This window comes from Kribbella sp. NPDC050124, from assembly GCF_044460355.1.
Taxonomy (GTDB): Bacteria; Actinomycetota; Actinomycetes; order Propionibacteriales; family Kribbellaceae; genus Kribbella.
Genome location: NZ_JBITJU010000027.1, coordinates 13,802 through 38,599, shown reverse-complemented (window position 1 = coordinate 38,599; position 24,798 = coordinate 13,802). Strand labels below are relative to the sequence as shown.

Below are 24,798 nucleotides of genomic sequence, written 5' to 3'. Positions count from 1 at the left end.
GTGCGGTTGTTCCCACCCTCGCGCCGGCGCTCTGCTCAGCGCCCGGCGGGACCGCCGGTGGCTTCGAGGAAGGCGAGCACCGCCATCACGCGACGATTCACGTCGGTCTCATCGGTGAGACCCAGCTTCTGGAACACCGAACCGACGTGCTTCTCGACGGCGCGCTCACTCATGAACAGAGCCTTCGCCGTCGCCGAGTTGCTGCGCCCGGCCGCCATCGCCTCCAGCACCTCACGCTCGCGGCCGGTGAGTCCGAGCAACGGTGACCGTGACTCCTGCGCCTTGCGCGCGAGCAGTCCCTCCACCACTCGCGGATCGAGGACCGAGCCGCCCCGCGCGACGTCGTGAAGCGCCCGGACCAGTTCGTCGCCCTGCGAGACGCGCTCCTTCAGCAGGTACCCGAGCCCAGCGACGCCTTCGGACAGCAGGTCGAACGCATAGTCCTCTTCGACGTACTGGGACAGCACGACGACCCCTGTGGACGGGTGAGCCGCCCGGATCCGCTTGGCGGCGTCGATGCCTTCGGTCGTGAACGTCGGAGGCATCCGGATGTCAGTGAGTACGGCGTCCGGCCGGTGCTCGGCAACGGCCTCGAGCAGCGAGCCCGGATCGGTGACCGTCGCGACCAGCTCGATCTCGTCGGTCTCGGACAGCAGAGCTGCGACACCCTCGCGGACCAGGAGGTTGTCCTCGGCGAAGACGACGCGCAGTACCACGGCACCACTGTAGGCCCGGCGTCCATCACCAGCGTCAGGCCGGGCGGATCGCCTGCGGTTCGGGTAGCCGTCCGGCTCTGCACCGGGCGGCTACCCAACATCCTTGGTGCGTGGTCCGGGTCATGCTGCTTCTCGTTGCTCGAGCCGCCCGGACGGTTAGGTCCGGGCGGCTCGAGTTCGGTTCTGCCGGGCTCGATCACATCGCGCGCGCGACCGCGAGCCGCGCCTTCGCGGCTGCCCGGTCCGCCCGACGCTCGGCACGCTCCGCACGCCGCTGCGCCTTCTCGACCTGCAGCGCCAGGCGGCGACGCCGGCTCTGTTCAGCCTGCGTCAACTGCTCGCGTAGCTGTGCTCGGGCAAGGTCTTCCTGCATCACATACATCTCGGTTCTCCTACTCACAGTTGTGTAATCGTCCTGAGTCTTATCGAGTTCGTGCGCACGGCTATGGCGTTCACCAGGCCCGCCTCATGCGGAAGCCGGCAACAAGGCGCCGGTCAGTTGCTGGAGAGACCGCTTCAGCGCCTCGCGGTCCGGGTAGCCGTACCGGGCGCCCACCGCGTAGGCGTGGTGCCGGTCGCTCTTCGTAACCGCAGCGACGTACCAGACAGGGCTGCCCTCGGCCAGCATCGCCACGATCGTTCGGTGTTCGGGTGTGGTAAACATGCTGATCCTCTCCTTGCCTCGATGCGTCCAGCCGGACGCCGACTCGGTGTTCTCGCACAACCGCCAATGGCGTGTAACCAGCAAAGCCGTTGTGGATGCTCGCGCCCATTGGGCCGGCCGCACGACGTCAGGGCGCTGGCCGCGCGCAAAGCAGCGAATGATCGTGCGGCCGACCCACCCTCGGGGGTTCGGGCAGCGCCCTCCCTCGCCGATGCCGATGAAGGCGACTGCAGGTCGAGTGGTCGCTACACCACGCCACCACGCCCAAGATTCACCTCGGGTGGTGTCAGGTTCGGGGGCACGGGTCGGTGGCCGGCGACGGCGGTGTCGTAGGCCGGAGCACGCGTCGTACGGCGCGGAGTGGGTGGCGGCGTGGACGCTGCGGTGCATGCGGTAAGACCGGTGCATTCGGAAGGGCAGAGTGAGTCTGCTCGTGGATCGCCTTGATCGTGAAATAGGAGACGTACATCAGGGTGGTTCCTTTCGACCCTTCGACGGTGTGGATTGCTGATGTCCACCAGGCTCGGCCCGGGGCTGGGTTCCGCACATCGTCGGAAGGCTGTGTTCGAGGTCGGCCCCACCGACGATTCCGGCTCCTACTTAGGTAGGAGCCGGAGGTGCAGTGCTGAGCCCGAATCTTGTACGGCGGCGGTGGCGGAGTACCCGGGCGGGACGGAACGGTGAACCAGGTCTCGAGTCCAGTCAGAAACTGCCGGTGTATCGGGCCGATGACGTGCGGCTCGGCGCGCTCGAGCCAGGCGGCGTGTTCATCGGAATCGAGCCAGGCGCGCAAGTGCTCGGCGGTGTCGAACCGGTAGACGACGCGGTACTCACCCGTGGAGGTGTTCTCGGGCCGGAAGACCTCGGCACCGAGGTGACCTGGGTATCGGCTCGCCGCCGCGATGATGCCGGTGAGGAACTGCTCGTAGAACGACTCGTGCCCGGGCTTGACCCGGCGGGTCACCGTGGTCGTGACTGGACCGTCGGGGCCGCCGGGCAGCGAGCCCCGATCCGGTGGATCGCTCCCGCTCAACCCAACCCCTGATCCTTGAACTGCAACAGCCAGATCGTGTTACCGCCTGGATCGACGAACCACGCGACCAGGGCGAATCCGACGTCGGCAACGTCGTCCACCGTCGTCAGGCCCGGCTCGTCGTACTCCGCGATCTCGACGCCGCGGGCCCGTAGCTCGGCGATCTCCGTTGCGATGTCGGTGACGCGCCAGCTCGCCTTCGTCTGCTGCTCGCCGGTCCGGGCGCTGCTCGCGGTGACGACCAGCCTGCTGTCGCCGCCACACCGGAACGTCACGAACTCATCATTCTCGATCAGCACGCCCAGGCCGATCCGGCCGCCGTAGAACTGCTTCACGGCCTCGAGGTCCGTCGCAGTCAGCATCACGCCAATCGGGTGCTCTCGGAGCATCTCGTCTCCCTCCCGCAGCACCGCCACCTCGAGTCGGTCTCGAATCCTCGACCGGCCCAAACACGTTTGCTTCTGCCTCGCGGACACCGTCGGCGACGAGCGAGAGCAGATGCGCAGATACGACACTCGGCCGGGCAGAAGCCGAACGCGCCCAGGGCCGAAGGCATCAGAGACGATGAAGCCATGGAGCATCCGTACGAGTCACTGCCGGACAACCCGCAGGCAGCTATCACGATCCTGACCACCGAGCACTTCAACCTCCAGACCGCCCGGGCGGCGACGATCTCGGAGTCGAACGGCCGGACCAGCATCTTCCTCGGCGCGGTCTCCGCAGGCCTGGTCGCGCTGGCGTTCGCCGGGCAGACCTCGCGTACCACCCTGCTCACCTTCGGGCTGGTGCTGTTCCCGGTCTTGTCGTTCCTCGGACTGGTCACGTTCGAGCGGGTCCTGCAGGCGTCGATCGAGGACACGCTGTACCTACAGCGCATCAATCGGATCCGCCGCTTCTACCACCGAGCTGCTCCAGGCCTCAGCGGCTACCTCGGCGTCGCCGCGCCCACCGATGACATCGTCACCATCCTGGCGCTCGACGGCTACTCGCGATCGCGCCGGCAGATCCTGCTGAGCGCGGTCGGGATGATCGGCGTGATCAACAGTGTGCTGCTCGGCACCGTCGCCGGCTTCGGCGCGGCCGCCATCACCGAGTCGTTGTGGCCGGCGATCCTCGTCGCCGTCGTCGTCTTCGGCGTAGCCACGATCGTCCACCAGCGCTACCAACTCCGCGCCCGCCACCGCAAACCGAACCCGTTCGCCGACGCCCCTCCCCCGTAGCGCGCAGGCCGCATCCTTGGCGTGAGTCGTGACCCAGTCACCGCTCGTCGTTGCAGCTCGCTCTGCGCGACCACCCTCGCACCCGCACCGCCTCGGGTGTGTCGGGCAGTTGGTGGGTGCCAGAATCGTGGAGTGGACACTCAGCCGGACCTGGCTGACACCTCGCGGGTCGAGGCCTTCAGTGACGGCGTCTTCGCGATCGCGATCACCTTGCTGGTGATCGAGCTGCACCCGCCCGAACTCGAACCCGGTGAACACCTGTGGCCGGCCCTGCTGGACACGTGGCCGCAGTTCGCCGCGTACGTGACGAGCTTCGCGGTCATCGGCATCATGTGGGTCAACCACCACTCGATGTTCCGCCGGATCCAGCGGGTCGACCGTGGGCTGATGTTTCTGAATCTGCTGCTCCTGCTGTGGACGGCGCTGCTGCCGTTCCCGACGAACCTGTTCGCGGAGTACCTGCAGGACCCATCCAGCAACGCCAATGTCGCGGCCGCCATTTACAGCACCAACCTCACGCTTGCGGCAATCGCGTTCAGCCTGATCTGGTGGTACGCGCTGCGCACGCACCTCGTCGAGCACGACCTGAGTCCGACCGAGCAACGCAAGTCGGTACTCCGCTTCTCGATCGGCACCCTGGTGTATGCACTCACCATCGGCCTGTCGTTCATCTCGGCCCCCATCACCCTGCTCGTGCAGTTCCTGCTCGCCCTGTACTACGGATTCGAACAGGTCCGCTCGCAACGCACCAATCGCCCCTGACTGCCGGCCGGGTACCGAGTGGGCGCGTACGCGATGGTGACCTGCCAACGGCAGTAGGGTGATCCGTGACCACAGTGCTCTGTGTGCCTCAGTGGCAAGGCTCGGGACTGGGCGACTCGCCTCGGCTTGCAATCGGTGCTCGGCGGACGGCTGAACTGATTCCGGCCGATCACCACGTGACAGTGCCGGTGCTCGACACGGGCGGCAAGCCCGAGGCCGGCGTGCGAGGGCTGGACGTACTGGTCGAGAACCTCCGGTTGACGTACGACGCCTTGGCCGACATCGACGACCTGATCATCACCGCCGGCGGAGACTGCGCAGTCGACCTCGCGCCCATCGCGACAGCCCGGGAGCGATACGGCGACCGGCTGACCGTGCTGTGGATCGATGCACATCCCGACCTGTACACGCCGCAGACGCTGCGATCCGGCTCCTTCCACGGCATGGTGCTGCGAACCCTGCTCGGAGAAGGGCCCGCTCCACTCGTTCCAGCGCATCCGCTGGTGCCCGAGCAGGTGATCATCGCCGGTGAGCGGGCCGGGAGCGCATCCGAGCACGACTACCTCCAACATGCCGGCATCCGCAGGTACGGCGTCAAGGACCTCGACCGGACGTTGGACGGCCTCACAGGCCCCGTCTACGTCCACGTCGACCTGGACGTGCTCGAACCCACCCAGTTCAGCTCACTCGGCTACCCCGAACCCGACGGCGTGCAGGTACAGCAGCTGATCGATCTGGTCTCCGGAGTGGACAACCTGGTCGGCGCTGCCATCACCGAACACATGCCGACCGGAGGCCCCTCCGACTCCGCCGACGCCGAGGTCATCGCCCGCCTGGCCGCGGCGCTCACCCGCTGAGTCCTCACAACACCGATCGCCTCCCCTTGCCTGCGAGTCCACCTGCGGCGCGAGAGCCGAATGTGGGCGAGCCAACCGTGCCGCTCGGAGCCGGTATGGAGAACACGCTGCACGGAGTCTCTCCTCCATCGTGCTCGACCCGAACAACGACCTCGCCAGGCTTGGCGACGCGGTCAGGGTGCAGTCGTTGCTTGGGGCACCTTGCTCGTCTTCAGGTACCGGATCGTGAGGTGGCCCGCGATCACCCCGGCTACGGCGAGTGCGACCACAAGCCAGACCGGTGCGCCGAGGTCGATCGCAGCCACGATGACGAACCCCTCGAACAACGCGATGAGTGTGAAACCAAGATGATCCAGGTATGCCGCGGACGGCGCCTCGTCGCCGGCCGGCTGGGTCCGCGACGCCTGGACGGCACGCAGCATCATGTAGCCGCCGAGCACGATCAGCCCCGAGAACACCCAGCGCGACGGTGTCCCCATATCGCGCCAGCCTACGGCGACCGAGAGCACCATGAAGACGTCCAGCAGCGCTAGCGACCAGAAGTAGTACCGAAACCAGGCGCGGCGCGAGATGGCGATGCAGCCGCTCGTGAACGCGACCACACCAGAGACGGCGTGCGCCACGATGAACACGGTATGCCACATGGTATTGCTCCTTCCGGCTCGGATTGCGACAACGACGGATACCGGGCGCTGCGCCGTCACAGCTGCTGACGAAGGGCCCACTGGGCGATGTGGACGCGGGACGGCACACCGAGTTTGCGCATCGCGTGCCGGACGTGGTTGATGGCGGTCCACTCCGCGATCTTCAGCCTCGTGGCGATCTGGCGGTTGGTCATCCCTTCGGCAACCAGCAGCACAACCTCGCGCTCCCTGGCCGTCAGTGGTGTCTCGAGGAGTGCCTCGGCCAGCTTCGGTTCCGAATCGATCGGCGCGCCGACAACCTGCACGACCGGAATCGGGAGGTCGACGAGGCCGAGGTCGTCGTCGAGCAGTGCCGCCGGTGGTGCTGATCTGCCCGCCAGACAGGCGTTGTCGAAGGCGACGTCGCCGAGCCTGCGGCGCAGATTCTGCAACGCACGGTCCACGAACGGCAGGATCTCCGCACAGGCATAGCTGTGCGTCTCGGCCCGGATCGTACTCGCTGAAGCGATCAAGCGTGCGGCGATCAGATCCGTTTCCGGCCGGCGCCGCCCGGCCAGCACGAGAGCCAGCGCCTCCAACGCGAACGGCGTATCCGGATGGATGCCCATCCCGGCCGCCTTCGCCGCGGCAGACCGGCAGATGCGTTCGGCATCATCGAGGAGCCCGCGCCGGAACGTGATCAGGCCGGCGAGTGCGCGGACGCTGTTGGCACTGGTTCCGTCGTGCGCCTCGAGCAGCGGTAACGCGAAGCCCACTGCCTCATCCGCCGCGGCCACGTCGCCCCGGCTCAGCGAGATCAGCGCCAAGTCGATGAGCACCACGGCCGCGGCATTCGGATCCTTGATCGTTCGCCACAGTGACAGGCTCTTCTCACACAACGTGCGGGCCTCGGCAAAGTTGCCCCGGACCCGGGCAAGATTGCCGAGGTGGTTCAGGGCCGCTGCTACTCCGGGCAACTCGTCGAGGTTGCGATAGGCCGCCACAGCGCGCCGCTGGTAGTCCTCCGCCGCGACATAGTCCCCGACCGCCAACGCGAGCGTTCCAGCGGCGTGCAGGGCATCGGCGTACTGCTTGTCGTCGGTGCGGTTCTTGCGATCTGCCAGAGCCTCCCGCAGCATCCGGAGGCCTTCGCGCAGCTGTCCCTGGCCGAACATGAACCGCCAGAGTCCGGTCGCCAGCGCGAGCGCCCCGTCGGCGTCACCGCTGGCACGCAGGTGCTGATACGCCGCGCGCAGGTTGGCCTGCTCGGAGATCAGCCTGGCCCGGCACGCCGCGTGCCGCCCACGGGCCAATTCCTGCTGCGCGTCGGCGACGAGGCGCAGATAGTGGCCGGCGTGGCGGTCGCGGATCTGCTGTTCATGGCTGGTATCCCGCAGCTGTTCCACGCAGAATGCCTGGATCGTGTGCAGCGGCTGGAATCGCGGCTCACCGTCGACACCGACCGATACGGCCAGCATGCCCTTGTCCAGCAGGGCTTCCAGCAGGTTCTCGACGCACGCCTGGTCCAGCTGCGCGACGGCCATGGCGGCAGGTACGCCGAATCCGTCGACGAACACGCCGAGACTGGTGAGCAGCCTGCGCTCGGGCGCGGTCAGTAGCTGATAGCTCCAGAGGATCGCCGCCCGCATCGTCTGCTGCCGCGGCGGCACGTGGGCCGCTCCGAGACGCAGGATGTCGATGCCGTCCCGCAACCTGGCCAGCAGCGCCCGGGTGCCGAAGAGCCGTAGCCTGGTCGCGGCCAGTTCGATCGCCAACGGTAGCCCGTCGAGCAGCCCGCAGATCTCCGCCACGTCGGCAACGTTGTCCTCGGTCAGGGCGAAGTCCGGCACCACGGCGCGAGCCCGTTGGATGAACAGCGCGATGGCCGGGATGTCCGTGATCTCGCGCAGCGGCACCTGCAGAGAGGTCGCCAGTTGCAGTGGCCGGACCGGGTACAACCGCTCCCCGTAGATCCGCAGCGGCTGCCGGCTGGTCGCCAAGACTCGCAGGCCGGGGCACTGCGGCAGCAGGGTCCGCAACAGCTCGGCTACACCGTCCGCGACGTGCTCGCAGTTGTCGAGCACCAGCAGCAGTTCGGTGTCCCGCAGGCGGTCGCGTAGGTCGATCGCCGGCTGGGTGTCGCTCTCGGAACCGGCGCGGCAGGCAGCAGCGACCGCAGCAGCCACCTGGCCGGGCTCGGACAGTGGTGCCAGCTCAACTGGCCAGACGCCGGCGCCGAAGCAGTCACGTACCTCATCGACCACGGACAATGCCAGGCTGGTCTTCCCCGTGCCACCCGGTCCGGTGAGCGTGACCAGTCGCGCCGAGCCCTCGATGATCCGCCGCAGCGCTATGCGCTCACTGTCCCGGCCGACCAGTGGCGTCGGGTGGCGGCAATCCGCCGCCCACCGTTGCGAGGCCGGCACATCGGTTGGCTGCAAAAACTCCACGATGGGGCCATCGTGATCGTCGGCCACCCTGAGCCCCCTACCTCGCCCGATACCCGGGACTGCTGAAGCAACATCGACCCTAGCCTCGTCCGCTGGCCGTGCGTCCATCTCTCCTGTGAACGCTCGGGAAACGGCGTGTGTGGACTGGACCAGACACGCTGTCGTCTGGTCGTCTAAAAGTCAAGGAGAACTCGTCATGCCAGGCGTCCTGGCCAAGCCGCGGGACGTGTACTGCGGTCGCACCAGCGCCATCACCTCGCGCCACACTCCGACTGCTTCACCGGGTGTGGCGACGGTGCCGAGGACTGCCGCGATCAGGGTGTCCCGGTGGGCGTCGGTCCGGCCTGGGCCGACCGAGATCGGGATCACCGCGCGGATCGCCGGCAGGGCGCCGATCTCGTCGAGACCGTCGACCTTCTCGATCTCCACTCCGACCGGGTGGTGCGGGCTCACGAACACCGCGTGCCCGGTGAACGTGGGCAGCTCGCCGCTCTCGGTGCCCAGTGCCGCGAGTCCGGCCCGGGCGATCAGGTTGACGGTCGACACCATCGGGAACAGGTACGGCAACGCTCCCCCGGCCCGCCCGTTCACCTCGATGACCCGCGGGCCGTCGGCGGTCAGCATCAACTCGGTGTGCGCGAGTCCGGTGCGGAACCCCAGCGCGTGCAGCGCCTGGCCGGCCATCCCAAGCACGTCGGCACGGGCCTGAGCCCCGAGTGCCGACGGCAGCATCATCCCGGTCTCCAGCACTGGCGGAGCGGTCGGGAACCGGTCCGTGACCGCGAGGTGGCACACAGCTCCGCCGACCGCAATCGATTCGACGCTGACGTACGGAGCGAATCCCGGTGTCGCGGCTGCCGGGTCGCCCACCAGCAGTTCCTCGAGGATGAAGGCGGTATCCGGATCCACCGCACCACCGGCCCGCGCGGCGTCGTCGAACGCTCGCGCGACGTGGCTGCTCAGCTCATCCGGTGTGGTCACGATCGATGCCAGGGCGCCACCGCTGCCCCGCGTGGGCTTGAGAATCGCGGGCAACGGCACCTCGGCCAAAGCCGCGGGGACATCCGCGGGACTCATCAGCCGGGCGAACCGCGGCGTCGGTACGCCGACCGCGGCGAGCGCTCCGCGCTGCAGGTACTTGTCCCGGAACAGTGCGATCGTCTCCGGAGGCTGCCCGGGCAGACCGAGCCGGTCCGCGACGACGGCGGCAGCCTCGAGCAGGTCGTCAGAGAACGTCAGTACGCCGTCGACAGTTCGTCGGGCCGCGTACGCGACGGCATGGTCAACCAGCGCCTCCCGGTCCGGGGCGATCACGACATCGGCCGGCAGGTCGTCGTCGAGCCGGTCCGCGCGGCGGTTCATGATGTCGGCACTCGTGAGCACGACGACGTCGCCGACCGAGCGCAACTGCTGCACCGTGTCGGTGATCCGGATCCCGCGGGTACCTATCAGGAGCATCACAACGGGTCGCACGGAAACCTCCAGATCAGCTGGGCATTCATGGTGCTGCGACCACGGTGATCGCGGCACCCGGGCAACATTCCGCCGCGCTGGCGAGGTCCAGGGCCGCCGGCTCGTCCGCGTCGACCGTCGCCGACACCGGGCGGGATCGACGGTCCGGTCCGAGCTCGAAGTGATCGGCAGCGATGCCCAGGCACATCCCGCTGCCGATACATGCGTCGCGGTCGACCGTCACCTTCCACAGCGTCATCTCGTCTCCTCATCGCAGCGCATCGAGCGATTCATCGGCCGCCGCCTCACACCGAGACCGTGAGCTTGACTTCGTACCGCCGCAGCCACAGTTCGATCTGGGTGAGGTAGGCCAAGGCCATCCGCTGCATCCATGCCGGGCGCCGGCTGTCGCCGTCGACCAGAGCGGTGACCCGCTCGACATCCAGCAGCGGGCGGATCGCCGAGTCGCCGGCCAACAGCGAGCGGGCGGCCGCACGCACCGCTGCGTCGTACCTCGGATCGGGTGCCGTCGGGTACATCGTCTTCGGCCGGTCGACCAGCTCGCGCGGCAGCAGGTCGGCGGCGACCCGCCGGAGCAGGCCCTTCGGTGTGCCGTCGATCGCCTTCATCGCCCACGGCACGTTCCAGACGTACTCCACCAGCCGGGTGTCGCAGAACGGCACCCGCACCTCGAGCCCGACCGCCATGCTCATCCGGTCCTTGCGGTCCAGGAGCACCGGAAGGAACCGGGTCAACGCGAGGTAGGACACCTCCCGCATCCGCCGGTCGACGCCGTCCTCGCCGGCCAGCCGCGGTACCTCGGCGAGCGCGTCGGCGTAGCGGTCCGCGGCGTACCGCTGCGGCTGCAGCCGTTGTTTCAGAGCCGGGGTCAGCACGTTCGCGAAACCGGTGTCGTCGAGATTCCAGGGGAACCCGTCGCGGGCGATCGCCCTCCGGTCGTGGAACCACGCGTAGCCACCGAACACCTCGTCGGCCGACTCGCCGGACAACGCGACCGTCGAACGGCCGGCGATCGCCTCGAACAGCAGATACAGCGAGCCGTCCAGGTCGCCGAGGCACGGCAGGTCACGGGCCCGCGTGGCGCGCTCGAACGTGCTCAGCAGATCCGGTACGTCGAGCACCACGTCGGTGTGCCGCGATTCGATGTGCTCGACCAGCGTGCGAACGTACGGCGCATCCAAGGTCGGCCGATTCGCATCGGCCCGGAAGTCTGCAGCGCTGCCGGCGAAGTCGACCGCGAACGTGGACAACGCCCCAGCACCAACAGCGCCGCTCGCCAGTACGCCGATCAGGCTGGAGTCCAGCCCACCGGATACCAGCGCGCACAGCGGTACGTCGGACACCAACTGCTGGTTCACAGAGTCGTCGAGCAACCCGCGGACGGTCCGCACCGTGGTGTCGAGATCGTCGGTGTGCGGTGCGCTGCGAAGTCTCCAGTAGGTCCGGGTCCGCGCCCCGCGCCGGTCGAACTCCAGCAGTGAGCCCGGACGCAACTCGTGCAGATCGCGCAGCACCGCGTTGCCCGGCGTACGCGTGCCGAACATGGCGAACAGCTCGAGCACGCCCTCGTCGTCGAGCGCGGCGTCGAACACCGGGCTGGCGAGCAGCGCCTTGGGCTCGGAACCGAAGACGATGCCCTCGGCGTAGTGGTGGTAGTAGAGCGGCTTGATGCCGAGCCGGTCACGGGCCAGCAGCAGACGCTCCCGCTCGGCGTCGAAGACTGCGAACGCGAACATGCCCTCCAGCCGCCGTACACACTCGGCCCCCCACTCGAGGTAGGCGCGCAGTACGACCTCGGTGTCGGATCGAGTGGTGAACCGGTGTCCGCGGGCCCGCAGCTCGGTGCGAAGTTCGGCGAAGTTGTACACCTCGCCGCTGAACGTCAGCACCACCGGCTTCGAACCCGGCCGCGCGTGTGCCAGCATCGGCTGCGCCCCGCCCTTGGGGTCGATCACGGCGAGCCGTCGGTGCCCGATCGCGGCGTGTCCGTCAAGCCAGGTACCGCGCCCGTCCGGGCCACGGCAGGCCAGTGTGTCGGTCATCGCCTCCAGCACGCCCGGCTCGTCGGCCGGCCGTCGCTCCCAGTCGACCCATCCCGTGATGCCGCACATCAGCTCACCCTCGCTCTCGTCGGTCTCATCGCGCCGCAAATCCGCCGTCGACCAGCAGGTCGGTGCCGGTGATGAAGGACGCGTCCTCGGACAACAGGAACAGGACGGCGGCGGCGATCTCTCGCGGTGCCGCCTTCCGGCCCATCGGTGTTGCCGCGACGAAGTCGGTGACGAACTGCTCGGGCAGGCCCGAGGTCATCGGAGTCTCGACCATGCCGGGCGACACGGCGTTGACCCGGATCCGCGCGGGCGCCAGTTCGACCGCCGCGGCGCGGGTCATCGCGGCGACCGCACCCTTGGCGCCGTGGTAAGCGAACGCGGCCCCCGAACCGACGTGCGCGAACACCGAGGACACGTTGACGATCGCGCCGCCGCCGGCCAGGTGCATGCACGGAACCGCGGCCCGCAGGCCGAGCCAGGTGCCGCGCTGACAAACCTGGATCACCCGCTGCCACTCGTCGTCGCTGACGCCCTCCAGCCCGTGGATGCCGACGACGCCGGCGTTGTTGACCAACAGGTCCGGATAGCCGAAGTGCCGGCGAGCGGTCCTGATGAACCGTTCCCACGCCGATGCGTCGGTGACGTCCAACGACACGGGGACGACGCGGCCCGGGAGGCCGGCCGTGTCGAGTTCGGCGGCCGCCTTCTCGCATCCTTCTTGATCGATGTCGCCCAAGACGACACCGGCACCCGCCGCGACCAGGCCGGCTGCCACGGCCCGCCCAATGCCGCTGGCGGCGCCGGACACCAGGGCGATCCGGCCTGCCAGACTCGCGCTCGAGGTCGGGCCATCGGCCGCTTTCGACACTGTTGCGGGTGTCAGTGAGCTCATCGACCCGCCTCGACGGAATCGCGCGGCAGCCAAGCGAGCGCAGCGCCGTACCCGGCGGCGTGGCTCAGCGAGACGCAGGGCACCGGGAGCCGCAGTTCGCGCCGCCACTGCTCCGCCGCGCCGGTGAGGAGCACGACCGGTGGCCGCGGCACAGTGCGGAGGATCTCGATGCTCCGCCACGGCACCGGGCCCGACCAGCCGAGCGCGGCGGTGACTGCACGTTTGGCCGCAATCCGAGCAGCCAAGTGTTCGCCGACCCGGACGAAGTCCTGGCAGTACGCCAGCTCGCTGGAGCTCACCCGCTGCCACCAGGTTTCAGGCACCCGCGCACCTGAATACACCCGTACCGCACACACGTTCTGGCCGGCCGTGCCGGCGTCCGAAACCGTCACCGTGACGGCCACGGCGTCAAGACCACCGACGCGTACGTTCCGCCCCAGTTGGCGGCTGTGACCAACGCCGCCCGGCCAGCCGGGTCGTGCTCCGAACTGAGGTACGGCTCCAGCCCGGGCAGAGGATCGCGCAACCCGTCGACGGCCGGCACCCAGCCGGTCGACATGCTCTCCACAGCACTCACCGCGGACATCAGCGCCGTGGTGGCGTGCAGGTGACCAAGCTGCCCGCTGAGGTTCGCCAGCCGCGTCGACCCGGAAGCGAATACCGCGGCCACCGCGCGGGCCTCGGCCTGATCGATCGCGGCGGTGCCGCGCGCATCGCCGTACACCACACCGACATCCCCCGCGGTCAGACCCGACTGCTCGAGCGCACTGCGATGGCACTGCGCCCAGGACTCACCGGACGGGTCGTTGCCCGCCACCCGGTAGGCGTCACCGGTAGTGGCGTGCCCGCGAACCTCCGCGAGGATCGTTGCCCCACGTTCTTCGGCATGCTCCAAGGACTCCAGGACAAGGGCCGCCGCGCCCGCTCCGAGAGCGCACCCGGTGGGTTCACGGTCGTACGGGCGCACCTGGTCCGACGCGAGCAGGCCGAGATGGTCATAGCCCAGATGGAGCAGCGGAGTGAGCTCGTCGGCGCTGACGGCGGCCATCACCTCGGCCTCACCACGGCGTACCAGGTCGGCTGCGTAGCCGAGACCCGCCACTCCCGAGGCACAGCCGATCGCGAGGGTCGACAACGGTCCCCTGATCTGCAGTGACAAGCACGCGTGACCGGGAGCCGCGTTCATCACGGAGTTCGGGAACAGCCGCGGATTCACCCGGTGCGGGCCCTCGGTGCCGATCGTCTCCGTCAACTGCGCGACAGTCTCCAGCGGGCCGGTGTACGTGCCGAAGACCATGCCGACCTGCGTTGCGTTCTGGCCGGTGATCCGGAATCCCGCGTCGGTGAAGGCGTCCCGGGTCGCGGCCAGGACGAGCAGGCCCAGCTGGTCGAGCCGACGAGCGTACGCTGGGTTGATCCAGCGCCGGTACCCCTGGTCGGTGATCTCCGCAGTGAGCCGGCTGGCCGCAGAACCCGTGTCGATACCGCTGGCCGGCCGGATCCCGACCGTACCCGCTCGCAGTGCAGCGACCAGGCCGTCGCGGCCGAGGCCGATCGGCGAGACCACGCCGGCCCCAGTGATGACCACCCGGCGGTCCGGGCGGACCGGTGCGGGTCCGGGCGCCCGCCCCATCACCAGCGAGCAGTTGTTGCCACCGAACGCGAAGGAGTTGGACACGACCACGTCGACCTGAGCCGGCCGCGAGGTATTCGGCACGATGTCGTACGCCGGGTTGACGTCCGCGGACGTCTCGACGTTCACCGTCGGCGGCAACACCTGGTCTCGCAACGCCAGCGCGCAGACCGCGGCCTCCAGCGCCCCGGCCGCACCCAGCATGTGGCCGACCTGCGACTTGGTACTGCTCATCGGCGGCCCGCTGTCGCCGAACAAGGCGGTGACTGCCTTGCGTTCGGCGCTGTCGTTGGCCGGCGTACCGGTGCCGTGGCCGTTGACGTAGTCGACGTCGGCGGACGTGAAGCCGGCCTGCTCCAGAGCGCGGCGCATCGCCCGCACCGCTCCGCCACCGACCGGGTCCGGGGCTGTCGCGTGGTGGGCGTCGCTGCTCAGCGCATATCCGGACACGTAGCCGAGCACCTGCGCGCCACGCTCGCTGGCGACCTGCTCGCCCTCGAGCACCAGGATGGCTGCACCCTCGCCGATGTTCAGGCCACTACTGCGCGAGTACGGCGCACACGGCTGTTGGTCGAGCGCCTTGAGGCTGTCGAACCCTGCCAGCGAGAGGATGTCGAGCACATCGACGCCTCCCGCCAGCATGACATCGGCTCGACCTTCACGGATCGCGTCGAGCGCCCACCCGATCGAGTTGGCGCCCGCCGCGCAGGCGTTCGAGATGACGACCTTCGGACCCTTCAGCCCGAACGCCGCGCTGACCGCGTCGGTCGAGGTGTAGAGCGGGTAGACAAGCAGGTGGTGCTTGGATGCGCCGGCGACACCGTCACGCAGCAGCTCCCAGTGGTACTGCTCACCCGCGTCCAGGCCGCCGACCGACGTACCCATAGCGATGCCCACCCGGTAGGGGTCCAACGCGGCGATATCCAGCTTGGCGTCCTCGACGGCCTCGTGAGCTGCCCCCAGTGCCATGCCGATCGCACGGTCGGCGCGACCCCGGCCCCGCTGCGGCGGGACCGGTACGTCGCCGACCTCGCCCGAGTACTGGCAGCTCAGTGTGGACGTGTCCAACCGGCGGGTCAGGCCGATCCCCGTGGCGCCGTCGCGGACGCCTGTCCACACCGATTCCGCGCCTGTGCCGAGCGCGCAGGTCAGCCCGACGCCGGTGATGGCAACAGCCCTCGCAGTCATGGATTCCTCCTCAGAGACCGGTGGCCGCTACTCGAGCGGTAGGCCGAAGCTGGTCGCTACCAGGAATGGCGCGGCGGTGGTCCGGACAGGGTGGTCGAGCTCGTCCAGGGTGAACTCCAGGCCCGCGGCAGCCACCTCGGATTCGACTCGCGCGGTACCGATCACCCTGCCCAGCCGCGGCGAGTAGACGGCGTGCGTGACCGTCCCCACCCGCTCGCCGGCGATACCCAGTGCGATGCCGCCTTCCGGCGCCGCGTCGAGCCCGTCGTCGGCGATCCAGCAGACCGGGCGCTGCCCCGGCGCTGCGCTCCAGTGCTCGGCCAATGCAGCCTTGCCGGCGAACTCGTGGCCGAAGTCGACCATCCACTGCAGGCCGATCTCGAACGGTGTGGCGTCATCGGCTTCACGCTCGAGATTGGCGAACCGCATCTCCATCCGGCAGATGTCCAGCGCGTCGAGCCCGACCGGTTGCGCGCCGAGACTCAGCAGATGCTCACGCAACTCGGCGCCTGCAGCGGCCGGGACATGCAGCTTGTAGCCGTACTCGCCGCTCACCCCGGTCCGGCTCACGAGCAGCTCGACGTCCTCGCGCCAGCCCGCGCTGACGAAGCCGGAGTACGACATCGACGAGATCGGGAACGACAGGAACTTCTGCGCGATTGCCGGTGCCTGCGGTCCTTCGATGCCGTAGACCCGGAACGCGTCGCTCAACTCCTCGACCGTCACGTCGTGACTTCCGGCGGCACCGGCTGTGACCACGTACTCGACGGCGGCTGCGGCCTGCGCCGGCCAGATCTCGACGAGGTAGTCGGTGCCGCGGCAATGGATGAGTGCCTCGGCCAGTACGGTGCCGTCCTGGTTCAGCAGCAGCGCAGCGGAGATCTGCCCCTCGAGCAGGAAGTCGACGCTGCGGGTCGAGAGCCGGCCGAGGAACGCGGCCGCCTCGGCCCCGGCGACACGAACCAGGCCGACGCCGGTGTAGTCGACCAGGCCGCACCCGCTGCGTAGTACCTCGTACTCGGCGACCGGGTCGGAATACACGTTCTGCATGATGTTTCCCTTCATTCGCTGTCGTTCCGTTCGGTCACCACGAGCCGGGTGGTCATCACCACGTCGCGGCCGACCGAGGCCTGCCCGGTCACCGACATCAGGCTGCCCATCCGTGGTCCGGTGTGGGCCCGGACGACGACCTGGTCACCCGGCAACACCGTGCGCAGGAACTTCGCCTGCTTGATCTCGGCGAGATAGCCGACGCGGTCCGCGACGTCTGCGACAAGTTCGCCGGTGGTCCGCGCGGCCGCCGCGCTGCCGTAGATCACCGCCGCCAACTGGGCGACGCACTCGACCAGCAGCACGCCGGGGTAGAGCATGCGTCCAGGGAAGTGCCCGGCCAGGACGGGATCGGAGGACGTGACGTTCTTGATCGCCTCCGCCCGCACGCCTGGTTCAACGGACACGACCTTGTCCAGCAGGAAGAACGGGTACCGGTGCGGGAGCAGCCGGGCGATGTCGTCGGCGGTCAGCCCGGTCGCCGCGCCGCTCGGCGTCGGCTCGACCAGCGCGAGCACCTCGTCGGTGGCCCGTGTGCTCATGGCCGGTTGGCCGCGACGTGGTCGACGAGCCGGTTCAGGGACAGCAGGCTCTCGGTGTCGTCGTCGGTGATCATCACGCCGAACCTCTCCTCCACTGCCATCGCCAGCTCCAGGGTGTCGATGGAGTCGAGCTCCAGGCCGCGGCCGAACAACGGCTGGTCGTCGCCGATCATGTCCGGCTCGACCGAGAGCGCCAGCCGCTCCACGAGGAGGTGCTTGACCTCGCCACACAGTTCCTGGCGGGCCTTGGCCGCCACCTTCGTCTCTTCCAGCGTTGCCGCCATCAGGCCTCTCCTGTCCATACCTGTCGTTTCGGATGTCGTGGAGCTGGGGTCAGCAGGTCAGGCCGCCGTCGATCACGACGGAGGCTCCGGTCACGTACGCCGCCTCGGCACTGAGCAGAAATCGCACCACCGGCGCGACGTCGTCCGGCGTCCCGATCCGGCCCAGCGGCACGCGTCGCACGAACCCGTCCAACTGGTCCTGCGGCATCGACCGGGTCATCGCGGTGTCGACGAAGCCGGGGACGACCGAGTTGACCCGCACGCCGTAGCTGCCCAGTTCCTTCGCCAGCACTCGCATCAACGCGAGCAGCCCAGCCTTCGAGGCGGCGTAGTTGGCCTGCCCGGGTGGGGCGTTCACGCCGCTCGTCGAGGCGATCGCGACGATGGCGCCGGATCGCTGCGAGGCCATCTGACGCGCCGCGGCCCGGCACACCAGGAACGAGCCGGTGAGGTTCGTGTCGACGACCGCGCGCCACTTCTGCTCCCCCATCATCAGGGCGTAGCCGTCGTTGGCGATCCCGGCGTTGCTCACCAGGCCGTCCAGCCGGCCGTGGTCGGCGCGGATCTCGCGGAACATCCGATCCACGTCAGCCGGCACGGCGATGTCGGCCTGTACCAGGTCGGCGTCCGGCTGGTACTTACGGACCTCGCGCAGCGCCTGCTTGGCCTGGTCGGCATCGCGGCGGTAGTTCATCAGCACCCGGGCATCAGCCTTGGCCAGGTCGATCGCGATGCCCAGCCCAATGCCCTTGGTGGCGCCGGTCACCAACACGACGCGTCCGGCGAGGCTCATGACCCCTGCCCGACCGCGACCGACCGGACCGGAGCGCCGAGCGCCTCCACTCCAGCCACGTGCTCGACGGTCCGCAGCATGTTGCGGCCAAGTCCGCTGAGCACCCGGCCCGGGCCGACCTCGACGAAGGTGCCGGCACCACTGCGCCCCAGCGCCTCGACCGTGTCCGACCAGCGCACCGGCCGGGTGATCTGCGTCGCGAGCAGCCGCCGGTACGACTCGACGTCCTCGAACGCCGTCCCGGTCATGCTCGACACGAACGGCACCCGCGGCGGACGCAGGTCGGCCGCCGCGATCATCGGTGCCAGCGCGCGCTCTGCCGATGCCATCAGCGGCGAGTGGTAGGCACCGCCGACCGGCAATCGCTTCACCCGCAGTGCCCCGGCAGCTCGAGCGGCTTCGACGACCTCGTCCACGCAGGCGCTCGTGCCGGACACCACCGCCTGCCGCGGTGCGTTCAGGTTCGCCAGCACAACGATGCCGTCGGCAACCGAATGCTGCCGGCACAGCTCGGTGACCTGCTCGACGGACAACCCGACCACGGCCGCCATCGCGCCCGGCTCGCGACGCGCGGCGTCGGCCATCGCGCGGCCGCGCCTGGCAACGATCGCAAGCGCCGACTCCCAGCTCAAGCAGCCGGCTTCGACCAGTGCCGGGTACTCGCCGAGGCTGTGGCCGGCCACAGCGACCGGCAGGACGCCGGTGGCCGACAGCTCGGCCGCCAGGACACTCGACCACACGAAGATGGTGAGCTGCGCGGCCTCGGGATCGGCGAGCGTCGTCGCGTCCGCGTGCGTCATCAACTCTCCGACCGGTACGCCGGACAACCGCTCCGCGCGATCGATCAGCTGCCGGGCGTCGCTGCTACAGCGAGCCAGCTCGCGGCCCATACCAGGACGCTGGCTGCCTTGCCCGGGAAACACCAACACCGCGTCGCGGGCCATCACGACCGACTCCCTGGCATGGCAGCCGCGGGCGACGGCACGCGGATCGCGGCAGCCCAGCACAGATCGAGCGCAGGCAACGGCACCTCACCGGCGAGCACGCCGCCGACCAGTTCGACCTGACGGCTGACAGCCCAGTCCGCCATGCAGCCGCGCAGCTCGATGGTCCGGATATCGTGCGAGTCGAGGCCGGAAACCACGATGTCTCGGTAGCGGCCATCCTTGGGAAGGCCACCGACAACCTTGACGACGCTTTCCTTGATCCCGAACAGCCGGCCCAGTTCGGCCAGCCGCGGCCCGTCGGGTACGCCGCTCGACGCCGGCGCTCCGGCGAACTCGGTGTCATCGAAGACGTGATGCAGAAACTTCGGACCTGTGCGGCGGACCGCGAGCGCGAAGCGATGCTGGTCGACGAGGTCGACACCGGCACTCGACACAGCTCCGGGCAGAACCGGTAGGGTCCGTACGTCAGCCATGGCGACGACCTCGTCATCGTCGTGCACGACCGGGTGGCGGGCGCCGATCGAACGATTCATCAATGCTCCCAACACGCGCCTGACCGGCACGCGCCTCATCGGTGGGCGAGCAGTTGTTTGGCGGGGTGAGTAATCCCGGGTGAATTATTCGAATCACAATTCACGCCGGACGGGGAAGACGCTACGGGCGCCTGACCTGACGCGTCAAGGACTTCACCGGTGGCTGATTCCAGCCACGAAACCGCCGGCCCCGGCACTGTCGAAACCTGGTTGAAATCTCTACATCAACGCCGGGACCCGAGATAGCAGCAATCAGCCACGAGCCGGCGTTCGCCTTGACACCACGGCGGACCTACCAGCAGCCTGTGACAAAAGCGCGCCGTGATTTCCCGGAAAGCCGACGGAAAATACACCTGACGCTGACCTGCGCGTGAACATCGATGAACGTCTAGTGGAAGGAATCTCCACCTATGCCTCGCTGGGTCGAGACGGCACCGCGGGTGATGCGCTGGGGGTACGTCGAGACCACCGCACGAGTGCGGTGGTCGGAGTGCGACGGGCAGCGCCACGCCTACTACGGCAACTACATGGCGTGGTGCGACCTGGGCCGCGAGGCGTTCGCGTTGGCGGCCGGCGTCGACTACTGGAACTACCAGATCACCACCACCGAGTTCCACATCCGCTTCCACACGCCCGCGCACTACCTCGACGACCTGCTGATCCGAACCTGGGCGACCACGCCGACGGCACGGCTCGACTGCTACTACGAGATCTACCGCAAGAAGGGCGGGCAGCTCATCGTCGAGGCAAAGTCCGGGCATGCCCTGGTCGACCTGAAGAAGGGCCTGCTCATGCGGGCGCCGGATTCGTTCCACGAAAAGTTCGAGGCATTTCTCGACAGCCAGAAAGTACGCCAGGGCAACCCCGCCCGACCCCTCGCAGTCGCCAACGAGACGGCTGGATGAAGCCATTTAGATCCGCAGTACACGACCGGTACGACAGGATGACGATGAGCGGCCAGATCAAATACTTGCTTGACGAGCGCGATATTCCCACGCACTGGTACAACATTGTCGCCGACCTGCCCGAGCGTCCGCCCCGGCCGTTGAACCCGCGGACGCACCAGCCCATGTCCGCCGCCGAGATGACCTCGTTGTCGGCGACCGAACTGCTGCGCCAGGACGGCTCCACCGAGCGGTTCATCGCGATCCCCGATCAGGTGCGCGACGTGTACCGGAGGTTCCGGCCGAGCCCGCTGTACCGGGCCCGTAACCTCGAACGCGAACTCGGCACACCAGCTCGCATCTACTACAAGTACGAGGGTTTCAGCCCGACGGGCTCGCACAAGGTCAACACCGCCGTACCGCAGGTCTTCTACAACGCCGGGCAGGGCATCCGGAAGCTGACCACGGAGACCGGAGCCGGCCAGTGGGGCACCGCGCTCGCCTTCGCCTGCGCTCAGTTCGACGTCGACTGCGAGGTCTTCTGGGTCGGCGCGTCGTACGACCAGAAGCCGTACCGCAAGACGATGATGGAGGCCTTCGGCGCGACCGTGCACCGCAGTCCCACGACCCGCACCGACGTCGGCCGCAAGGCCCGCGCGACCGAGCCACCGGGCAGCGAACCGCTCGGCAGCATCGGCCTCGCCGTCAGCGAGGCCGTCGAGGTCGCGCTCGCCGATCCCGGCACCGGCTATGCACTCGGCAGCACCGCAGGACACACGCTGCTGCACCAGACCGTGATCGGCGAGGAAGCACTCAAGCAGTTCGCTCTGGCCGAGGACTATCCCGACGTGCTGATCAGCTGCGTCGGCGGCGGCTCGTCGATGGGCGGGCTGGCCTTTCCGTTCCTGCGCGAGAAGCTGACCGGCAACCGGGACGTGCGGGCGATCGCCGTCGAGCCCACGGCCTGCCCGGCGATGACCCGGGGCAAGTACGCCTGGGACTACGGCGACATGGAAGGTCTGACGCCGCTGATGAAGATGTACACCGTCGGCCACAGGTTCGTCCCCGCGGCGATCCATGCCGGTGGCCTGCGGTACCACGGCGTCTCGCCACTGGTGTCGTACGCCGTCCACCAGGGCCTGATCGAGCCGGTGGCCAAGTCACAGACCGACTGCTTCGCGGCGGGTCTGCTGTTCGCCCGCACCGAAGGCATCATGCCGGCCCCCGAAGCCACCCACGGCCTGGCCGCCTGTATCGATGAGGCCATTCGGTGCCGGGAGACCGGGAGCGACGAGGCGCTGCTGGTGCTCGTCACCGGCCATGCACACTTCGACCTCGCCGCGTACGCCTCCTTCCAGGCCGGACAGATCACCGACGAGGAACTGTCCGAGGAACAGCTCGAGGTCTTCCTCAGCCAACTGCCCGTCGTCTCGCCGCACTGATCCCGTCGACCGCCACAGGAGACTTTGCATGAGTCAGTTACCGACCGACCAGCTGAGTTCGGCGTTGCGCGGCGAGCTCGTCGTACCGAATCATCCCGACTACGACCGTGTGCGCCGGGTCTACAACGGCATGATCGATCGGCGACCAGCGCTGATCGCCCGCTGCCGCGGCGTCGCCGACGTCGTGCAGACCGTCCGATTCGCCCGCGAGCACGGGCTGCCGGTCGCGATCCGCGGCGGTGGCCACAGTGTCGCCGGCCACGGCACCTGCGACGGCGGAGTGCTCGTGGACCTCTCCCTGATGCGCGACGTCCGAGTCGACCCGGCCAACCACAGCGTCCGGGTCGCGGGGGGCGCAACCCTCGCCGATCTCGACGGCGACACCCAGCTGTTCGGCCTGGCCACTCCGAGCGGGCAGGTCTCGATGACCGGCATCGCCGGCTTGGCCCTGAACGGCGGCATGGGCATGTTGCAGCGCAAGTACGGGCTGACGTGCGACAACCTGCTGTCCGCCGACGTCGTGACCGCGGACGGGCAGGTCGTCACCGCCGGCCCGGACAGCCACCCGGAGCTGTTCTGGGCGCTGCGCGGTGGCGGCGGCAATTTCGGCGTGGTCACATCCTTCGAGTTCCGCTGCCACCCGGTCGGCCCGATCATCCTTGCCGGCCTGGTCGCCTATCCGGTGGCCGACGCCGCCGAGGTGCTGGCGTTCCTGCGCGACTTCATCGCCGATGCGCCTGAGGAGCTGAGCGCGGACGCGATCTTCCAGTTCGCCCCACCGCTGGACGTGATTCCGGAGGAGCATCGCGGCAGCCGCCTGATCGGCATCTTCCTTCGGTACGCCGGCCCGCCGGACCGCGGCCTGGAAGTCGTCCGGCCGGTTCAGGAGTTCGGCTCGCCGGTACTCAACTTCGTCTACCCGATGCCGTACGTCGCCGTACAGCAGATGCTCGACCCGCTGAACCCGGACGGCAACCTGCACTACTGGACCGGCGAATACCTCCCGGAGCTCGGCAGCAAACAGATCGACACTCTGGCCTCGTACGGCGCCGACCTGCCCGACCGGCACTCCATCATCGAGGTCATCCCCTTCAACGGCGCCGTCACCCGAGTGGCGGCGGACGCGACCGCGTTCAGCCACCGGGAGGACAGTTGGCTGGTCCACGTCCTCGGCCAGTGGACGGACCCGGCCGAGACCGAGCGCTGCCGGTCCTGGGTCAAGCAGGCCGGCGCGGACCTACGTGCCGTCGGCTCTGGCGACACCTACCTCAACCTGGTCACCGACGACGAGGAGGTTGACCGCGTCTCCGCATTCTGGAACGACGCACGGCTGCGCAGGCTGGCCCGGGTGAAGACGCAGTACGACCCGGACAACACGTTCCGCTTCAACCACAACATCCAGCCTGCGGGCGACGCCGGAGAAGGATCGTGAGCGCCGTGACCGGCACCGAGACACTGATGCACCCGGACACCTACGTCACCGGCGTACCCCACGACCTGATGGCACGGCTGCGCCGCGAGCACGGCGTGGTCTGGGTCCCCGAGCCGGCCGTCGACGAATGGCCGGCCGGACCAGGGTTCTGGGCCGTGCTCCGCCACGCCGACGTCGAGACCGTGCTGCGGTCACCGCAGGTCTACTCGTCCAGCCGCGGGCTCACCCAGATCTACGACGCGCCGCCGCCGCTGCTGCCGCCGCTGCGGCAGATGATGATCAACATGGACCCACCGGACCACTCGCGGTTGCGTGGGCTGCTCACCAAGGCGTTCGCCCCCCGCGCGATCGCCAAGCTGGAGGAGCGGATCGGTGACTACGCCCGCGACCTGGTCGGCGCCGTCGCCGACCGCGGCCGCGCCGACTTCGCCCGCGACATCGCCACCGACCTGCCGCTGCTGACCCTCGCCGACATCCTCGGCGTTCCGGAGGGCGACCGCTGGCTGATGTTCGACTGGAGCAACCGGGTCATCGGCGTCCAGGACGCCGAGTACCAGGCCAGCAACGAGTTCGACACCAGCGGCGCCACCGAACTGGCCAAGCGGGCGCTGCTGGTGCGACCCGACCCGGACGAGAACGGACGGATGCCCGACTCCCGGCTCCCGTCCGGGATGGCCGACCTCTACGCGTACGCCCGCGAATTGGCGCAGTACCGCCGCGAGCACCCGGGCGACGACATCATGTCGCTGCTCATGCAGCAGGTCGACAGCGACGGCGGCCGGGTCACCATCGAGGAGTTCGAGAAGCTGTTCTGGCTGTTCTCAGTGGCAGGCAACGAGACCGTTCGCAACGCCCTGCCGGGCGGGATGTACGCACTGATCAACCACCCAGACCAATATGCAAGACTGCGCGCCGACCACACACTGGTGAACTCGGCCGTCGAGGAGATGCTGCGCTGGTGGAGCCCGGTCACCCAGTTCCGCCGTACCGCGAACCAGGACACCACGCTGGCCGGTGTGGACATCAAGGACGGCGACAAGGTCGTGGTGTACTTCGCCTCGGCCAACCGGGACGAGACCGTGTTCACCGATCCGGACTCCTTCGACGTCACCCGCGATCCCAATCCACACCTGGCTTTCGGCCACGGCCCGCACTTCTGCATCGCGGCCCAGCTGGCCCGAGTGCAGATGCGGGCGCTGTACGGCGCGGTGCTGGAGATTCTCGGCGACGTGAAGGCAGACGGCGAGCCGGTGCGACTGCGGTCCAACTTCCAGAACGGCATCAAGCACCTGCCGATCCGCTGGGACGTGCCGCAATGACGTCCGGCAC

General features: G+C 68.6%; 26 protein-coding genes. 7 read left to right on the top strand and 19 right to left on the bottom strand.

The annotated features are described in order from the left end of the window. Positions 1 to 35 precede the first annotated feature (35 nt). The 5 genes from ACIBL3_RS39535 to ACIBL3_RS39515 form a co-directional block, all read right to left on the bottom strand. On the bottom strand, positions 36 to 710 hold the full coding sequence (locus ACIBL3_RS39535) for a response regulator (RefSeq protein WP_396359198.1): 675 nt from the start codon (positions 708 to 710) through the stop codon (positions 36 to 38). Positions 711 to 912: 202 nt separating this feature from the next. Next, positions 913 to 1,098, bottom strand: a complete 186-nt coding sequence (locus tag ACIBL3_RS39530; RefSeq protein ID WP_396359100.1) for a hypothetical protein — start codon at positions 1,096 to 1,098, stop codon at positions 913 to 915. Between the two features lie 84 nt (positions 1,099 to 1,182). Beyond that, positions 1,183 to 1,380, bottom strand: coding sequence for a hypothetical protein (locus tag ACIBL3_RS39525; protein WP_396359099.1), 198 nt, complete (start codon positions 1,378 to 1,380; stop codon positions 1,183 to 1,185). A gap of 286 nt (positions 1,381 to 1,666) precedes the next feature. Then, positions 1,667 to 2,344 (bottom strand): antibiotic biosynthesis monooxygenase, encoded by a 678-nt coding sequence (locus ACIBL3_RS39520; RefSeq protein ID WP_396359197.1) that lies wholly within the window; start codon positions 2,342 to 2,344, stop codon positions 1,667 to 1,669. Positions 2,345 to 2,409: 65 nt separating this feature from the next. Further along, on the bottom strand, positions 2,410 to 2,802 hold the full coding sequence (locus tag ACIBL3_RS39515) for a VOC family protein (RefSeq protein WP_396359097.1): 393 nt from the start codon (positions 2,800 to 2,802) through the stop codon (positions 2,410 to 2,412). A gap of 183 nt (positions 2,803 to 2,985) precedes the next feature. Between ACIBL3_RS39515 and ACIBL3_RS39510 the strand changes: the two genes are divergently transcribed. The 3 genes from ACIBL3_RS39510 to ACIBL3_RS39500 all read left to right on the top strand — a co-directional run bounded on the left by ACIBL3_RS39510 (position 2,986) and on the right by ACIBL3_RS39500 (position 5,252). Beyond that, positions 2,986 to 3,633, top strand: coding sequence for a hypothetical protein (locus ACIBL3_RS39510; protein ID WP_396359096.1), 648 nt, complete (start codon positions 2,986 to 2,988; stop codon positions 3,631 to 3,633). Between the two features lie 132 nt (positions 3,634 to 3,765). After that, complete coding sequence (locus tag ACIBL3_RS39505; RefSeq protein WP_396359095.1) at positions 3,766 to 4,395, top strand: TMEM175 family protein; 630 nt, start codon at positions 3,766 to 3,768, stop codon at positions 4,393 to 4,395. 176 nt (positions 4,396 to 4,571) lie between these two features. Beyond that, positions 4,572 to 5,252, top strand: a complete 681-nt coding sequence (locus tag ACIBL3_RS39500) for an arginase family protein (protein WP_396359094.1) — start codon at positions 4,572 to 4,574, stop codon at positions 5,250 to 5,252. Between the two features lie 173 nt (positions 5,253 to 5,425). Here the strand turns inward: ACIBL3_RS39500 and ACIBL3_RS39495 are convergent, their stop codons facing one another. The 14 genes from ACIBL3_RS39495 to ACIBL3_RS39430 form a co-directional block, all read right to left on the bottom strand. Continuing rightward, a complete protein-coding gene (locus ACIBL3_RS39495) occupies positions 5,426 to 5,896 on the bottom strand; it encodes a hypothetical protein (protein WP_396359093.1) in 471 nt (156 codons plus the stop codon). A 56-nt stretch (positions 5,897 to 5,952) separates the two neighbouring features. Beyond that, entirely contained in the window at positions 5,953 to 8,325 is a 2,373-nt protein-coding gene (locus ACIBL3_RS39490) for an ATP-binding protein (RefSeq protein WP_396359092.1), read from the bottom strand. Positions 8,326 to 8,505: 180 nt separating this feature from the next. Continuing rightward, positions 8,506 to 9,798 (bottom strand): acetyl-CoA carboxylase biotin carboxylase subunit family protein, encoded by a 1,293-nt coding sequence (locus ACIBL3_RS39485; RefSeq protein WP_396359090.1) that lies wholly within the window; start codon positions 9,796 to 9,798, stop codon positions 8,506 to 8,508. A gap of 25 nt (positions 9,799 to 9,823) precedes the next feature. Continuing rightward, a complete protein-coding gene (locus tag ACIBL3_RS39480) occupies positions 9,824 to 10,036 on the bottom strand; it encodes a ferredoxin (protein ID WP_396359089.1) in 213 nt (70 codons plus the stop codon). Between the two features lie 46 nt (positions 10,037 to 10,082). Further along, positions 10,083 to 11,909: an asparagine synthase (glutamine-hydrolyzing) gene (asnB, locus tag ACIBL3_RS39475; protein WP_396359088.1), complete on the bottom strand. Its 1,827-nt coding sequence runs from the start codon at positions 11,907 to 11,909 to the stop codon at positions 10,083 to 10,085. Between the two features lie 25 nt (positions 11,910 to 11,934). After that, positions 11,935 to 12,741: an SDR family NAD(P)-dependent oxidoreductase gene (locus ACIBL3_RS39470; RefSeq protein WP_396359087.1), complete on the bottom strand. Its 807-nt coding sequence runs from the start codon at positions 12,739 to 12,741 to the stop codon at positions 11,935 to 11,937. Next, on the bottom strand, positions 12,738 to 13,064 hold the full coding sequence (locus tag ACIBL3_RS39465; RefSeq protein WP_396359085.1) for a holo-ACP synthase: 327 nt from the start codon (positions 13,062 to 13,064) through the stop codon (positions 12,738 to 12,740). Before ACIBL3_RS39465 ends, ACIBL3_RS39470 begins: the two co-directional genes overlap by 4 nt. A gap of 65 nt (positions 13,065 to 13,129) precedes the next feature. Continuing rightward, the gene (locus ACIBL3_RS39460) at positions 13,130 to 15,562 is read right to left on the bottom strand and encodes a beta-ketoacyl-[acyl-carrier-protein] synthase family protein (RefSeq protein WP_396359084.1); all 2,433 of its coding nucleotides are present in this window, start codon (positions 15,560 to 15,562) and stop codon (positions 13,130 to 13,132) included. Positions 15,563 to 15,589: 27 nt separating this feature from the next. Beyond that, entirely contained in the window at positions 15,590 to 16,612 is a 1,023-nt protein-coding gene (locus ACIBL3_RS39455) for a glycine cleavage T C-terminal barrel domain-containing protein (protein ID WP_396359083.1), read from the bottom strand. A gap of 11 nt (positions 16,613 to 16,623) precedes the next feature. Further along, positions 16,624 to 17,154 carry a 3-hydroxyacyl-ACP dehydratase FabZ gene (gene fabZ, locus ACIBL3_RS39450; protein WP_396359081.1) on the bottom strand — a complete coding sequence of 177 codons (531 nt, stop codon included), beginning with the start codon at positions 17,152 to 17,154 and terminating at the stop codon, positions 16,624 to 16,626. Then, the gene (locus tag ACIBL3_RS39445; RefSeq protein ID WP_396359080.1) at positions 17,151 to 17,438 is read right to left on the bottom strand and encodes a phosphopantetheine-binding protein; all 288 of its coding nucleotides are present in this window, start codon (positions 17,436 to 17,438) and stop codon (positions 17,151 to 17,153) included. The genes fabZ and ACIBL3_RS39445 overlap by 4 nt, the downstream gene beginning before the upstream one ends. Before the next feature lie 49 nt (positions 17,439 to 17,487). Then, positions 17,488 to 18,231, bottom strand: coding sequence for a 3-oxoacyl-ACP reductase family protein (locus ACIBL3_RS39440; protein WP_396359079.1), 744 nt, complete (start codon positions 18,229 to 18,231; stop codon positions 17,488 to 17,490). Further along, a complete protein-coding gene (locus ACIBL3_RS39435; protein WP_396359196.1) occupies positions 18,228 to 19,175 on the bottom strand; it encodes an ACP S-malonyltransferase in 948 nt (315 codons plus the stop codon). Before ACIBL3_RS39435 ends, ACIBL3_RS39440 begins: the two co-directional genes overlap by 4 nt. After that, positions 19,175 to 19,711: a 4'-phosphopantetheinyl transferase superfamily protein gene (locus ACIBL3_RS39430; protein WP_396359078.1), complete on the bottom strand. Its 537-nt coding sequence runs from the start codon at positions 19,709 to 19,711 to the stop codon at positions 19,175 to 19,177. Before ACIBL3_RS39430 ends, ACIBL3_RS39435 begins: the two co-directional genes overlap by 1 nt. A gap of 410 nt (positions 19,712 to 20,121) precedes the next feature. Between ACIBL3_RS39430 and ACIBL3_RS39425 the strand changes: the two genes are divergently transcribed. From ACIBL3_RS39425 to ACIBL3_RS39410, 4 genes are read left to right on the top strand one after another with little or no spacing between them, the layout of a single operon-like run. Then, positions 20,122 to 20,616 (top strand): acyl-CoA thioesterase, encoded by a 495-nt coding sequence (locus ACIBL3_RS39425; RefSeq protein WP_396359077.1) that lies wholly within the window; start codon positions 20,122 to 20,124, stop codon positions 20,614 to 20,616. Positions 20,617 to 20,660: 44 nt separating this feature from the next. Further along, complete coding sequence (locus ACIBL3_RS39420) at positions 20,661 to 22,037, top strand: TrpB-like pyridoxal phosphate-dependent enzyme (RefSeq protein ID WP_396359076.1); 1,377 nt, start codon at positions 20,661 to 20,663, stop codon at positions 22,035 to 22,037. Positions 22,038 to 22,065: 28 nt separating this feature from the next. Further along, positions 22,066 to 23,469 carry an FAD-binding oxidoreductase gene (locus ACIBL3_RS39415; protein WP_396359075.1) on the top strand — a complete coding sequence of 468 codons (1,404 nt, stop codon included), beginning with the start codon at positions 22,066 to 22,068 and terminating at the stop codon, positions 23,467 to 23,469. After that, positions 23,466 to 24,788 carry a cytochrome P450 gene (locus ACIBL3_RS39410; protein ID WP_396359074.1) on the top strand — a complete coding sequence of 441 codons (1,323 nt, stop codon included), beginning with the start codon at positions 23,466 to 23,468 and terminating at the stop codon, positions 24,786 to 24,788. The genes ACIBL3_RS39415 and ACIBL3_RS39410 overlap by 4 nt, the downstream gene beginning before the upstream one ends. Positions 24,789 to 24,798 lie beyond the last annotated feature (10 nt).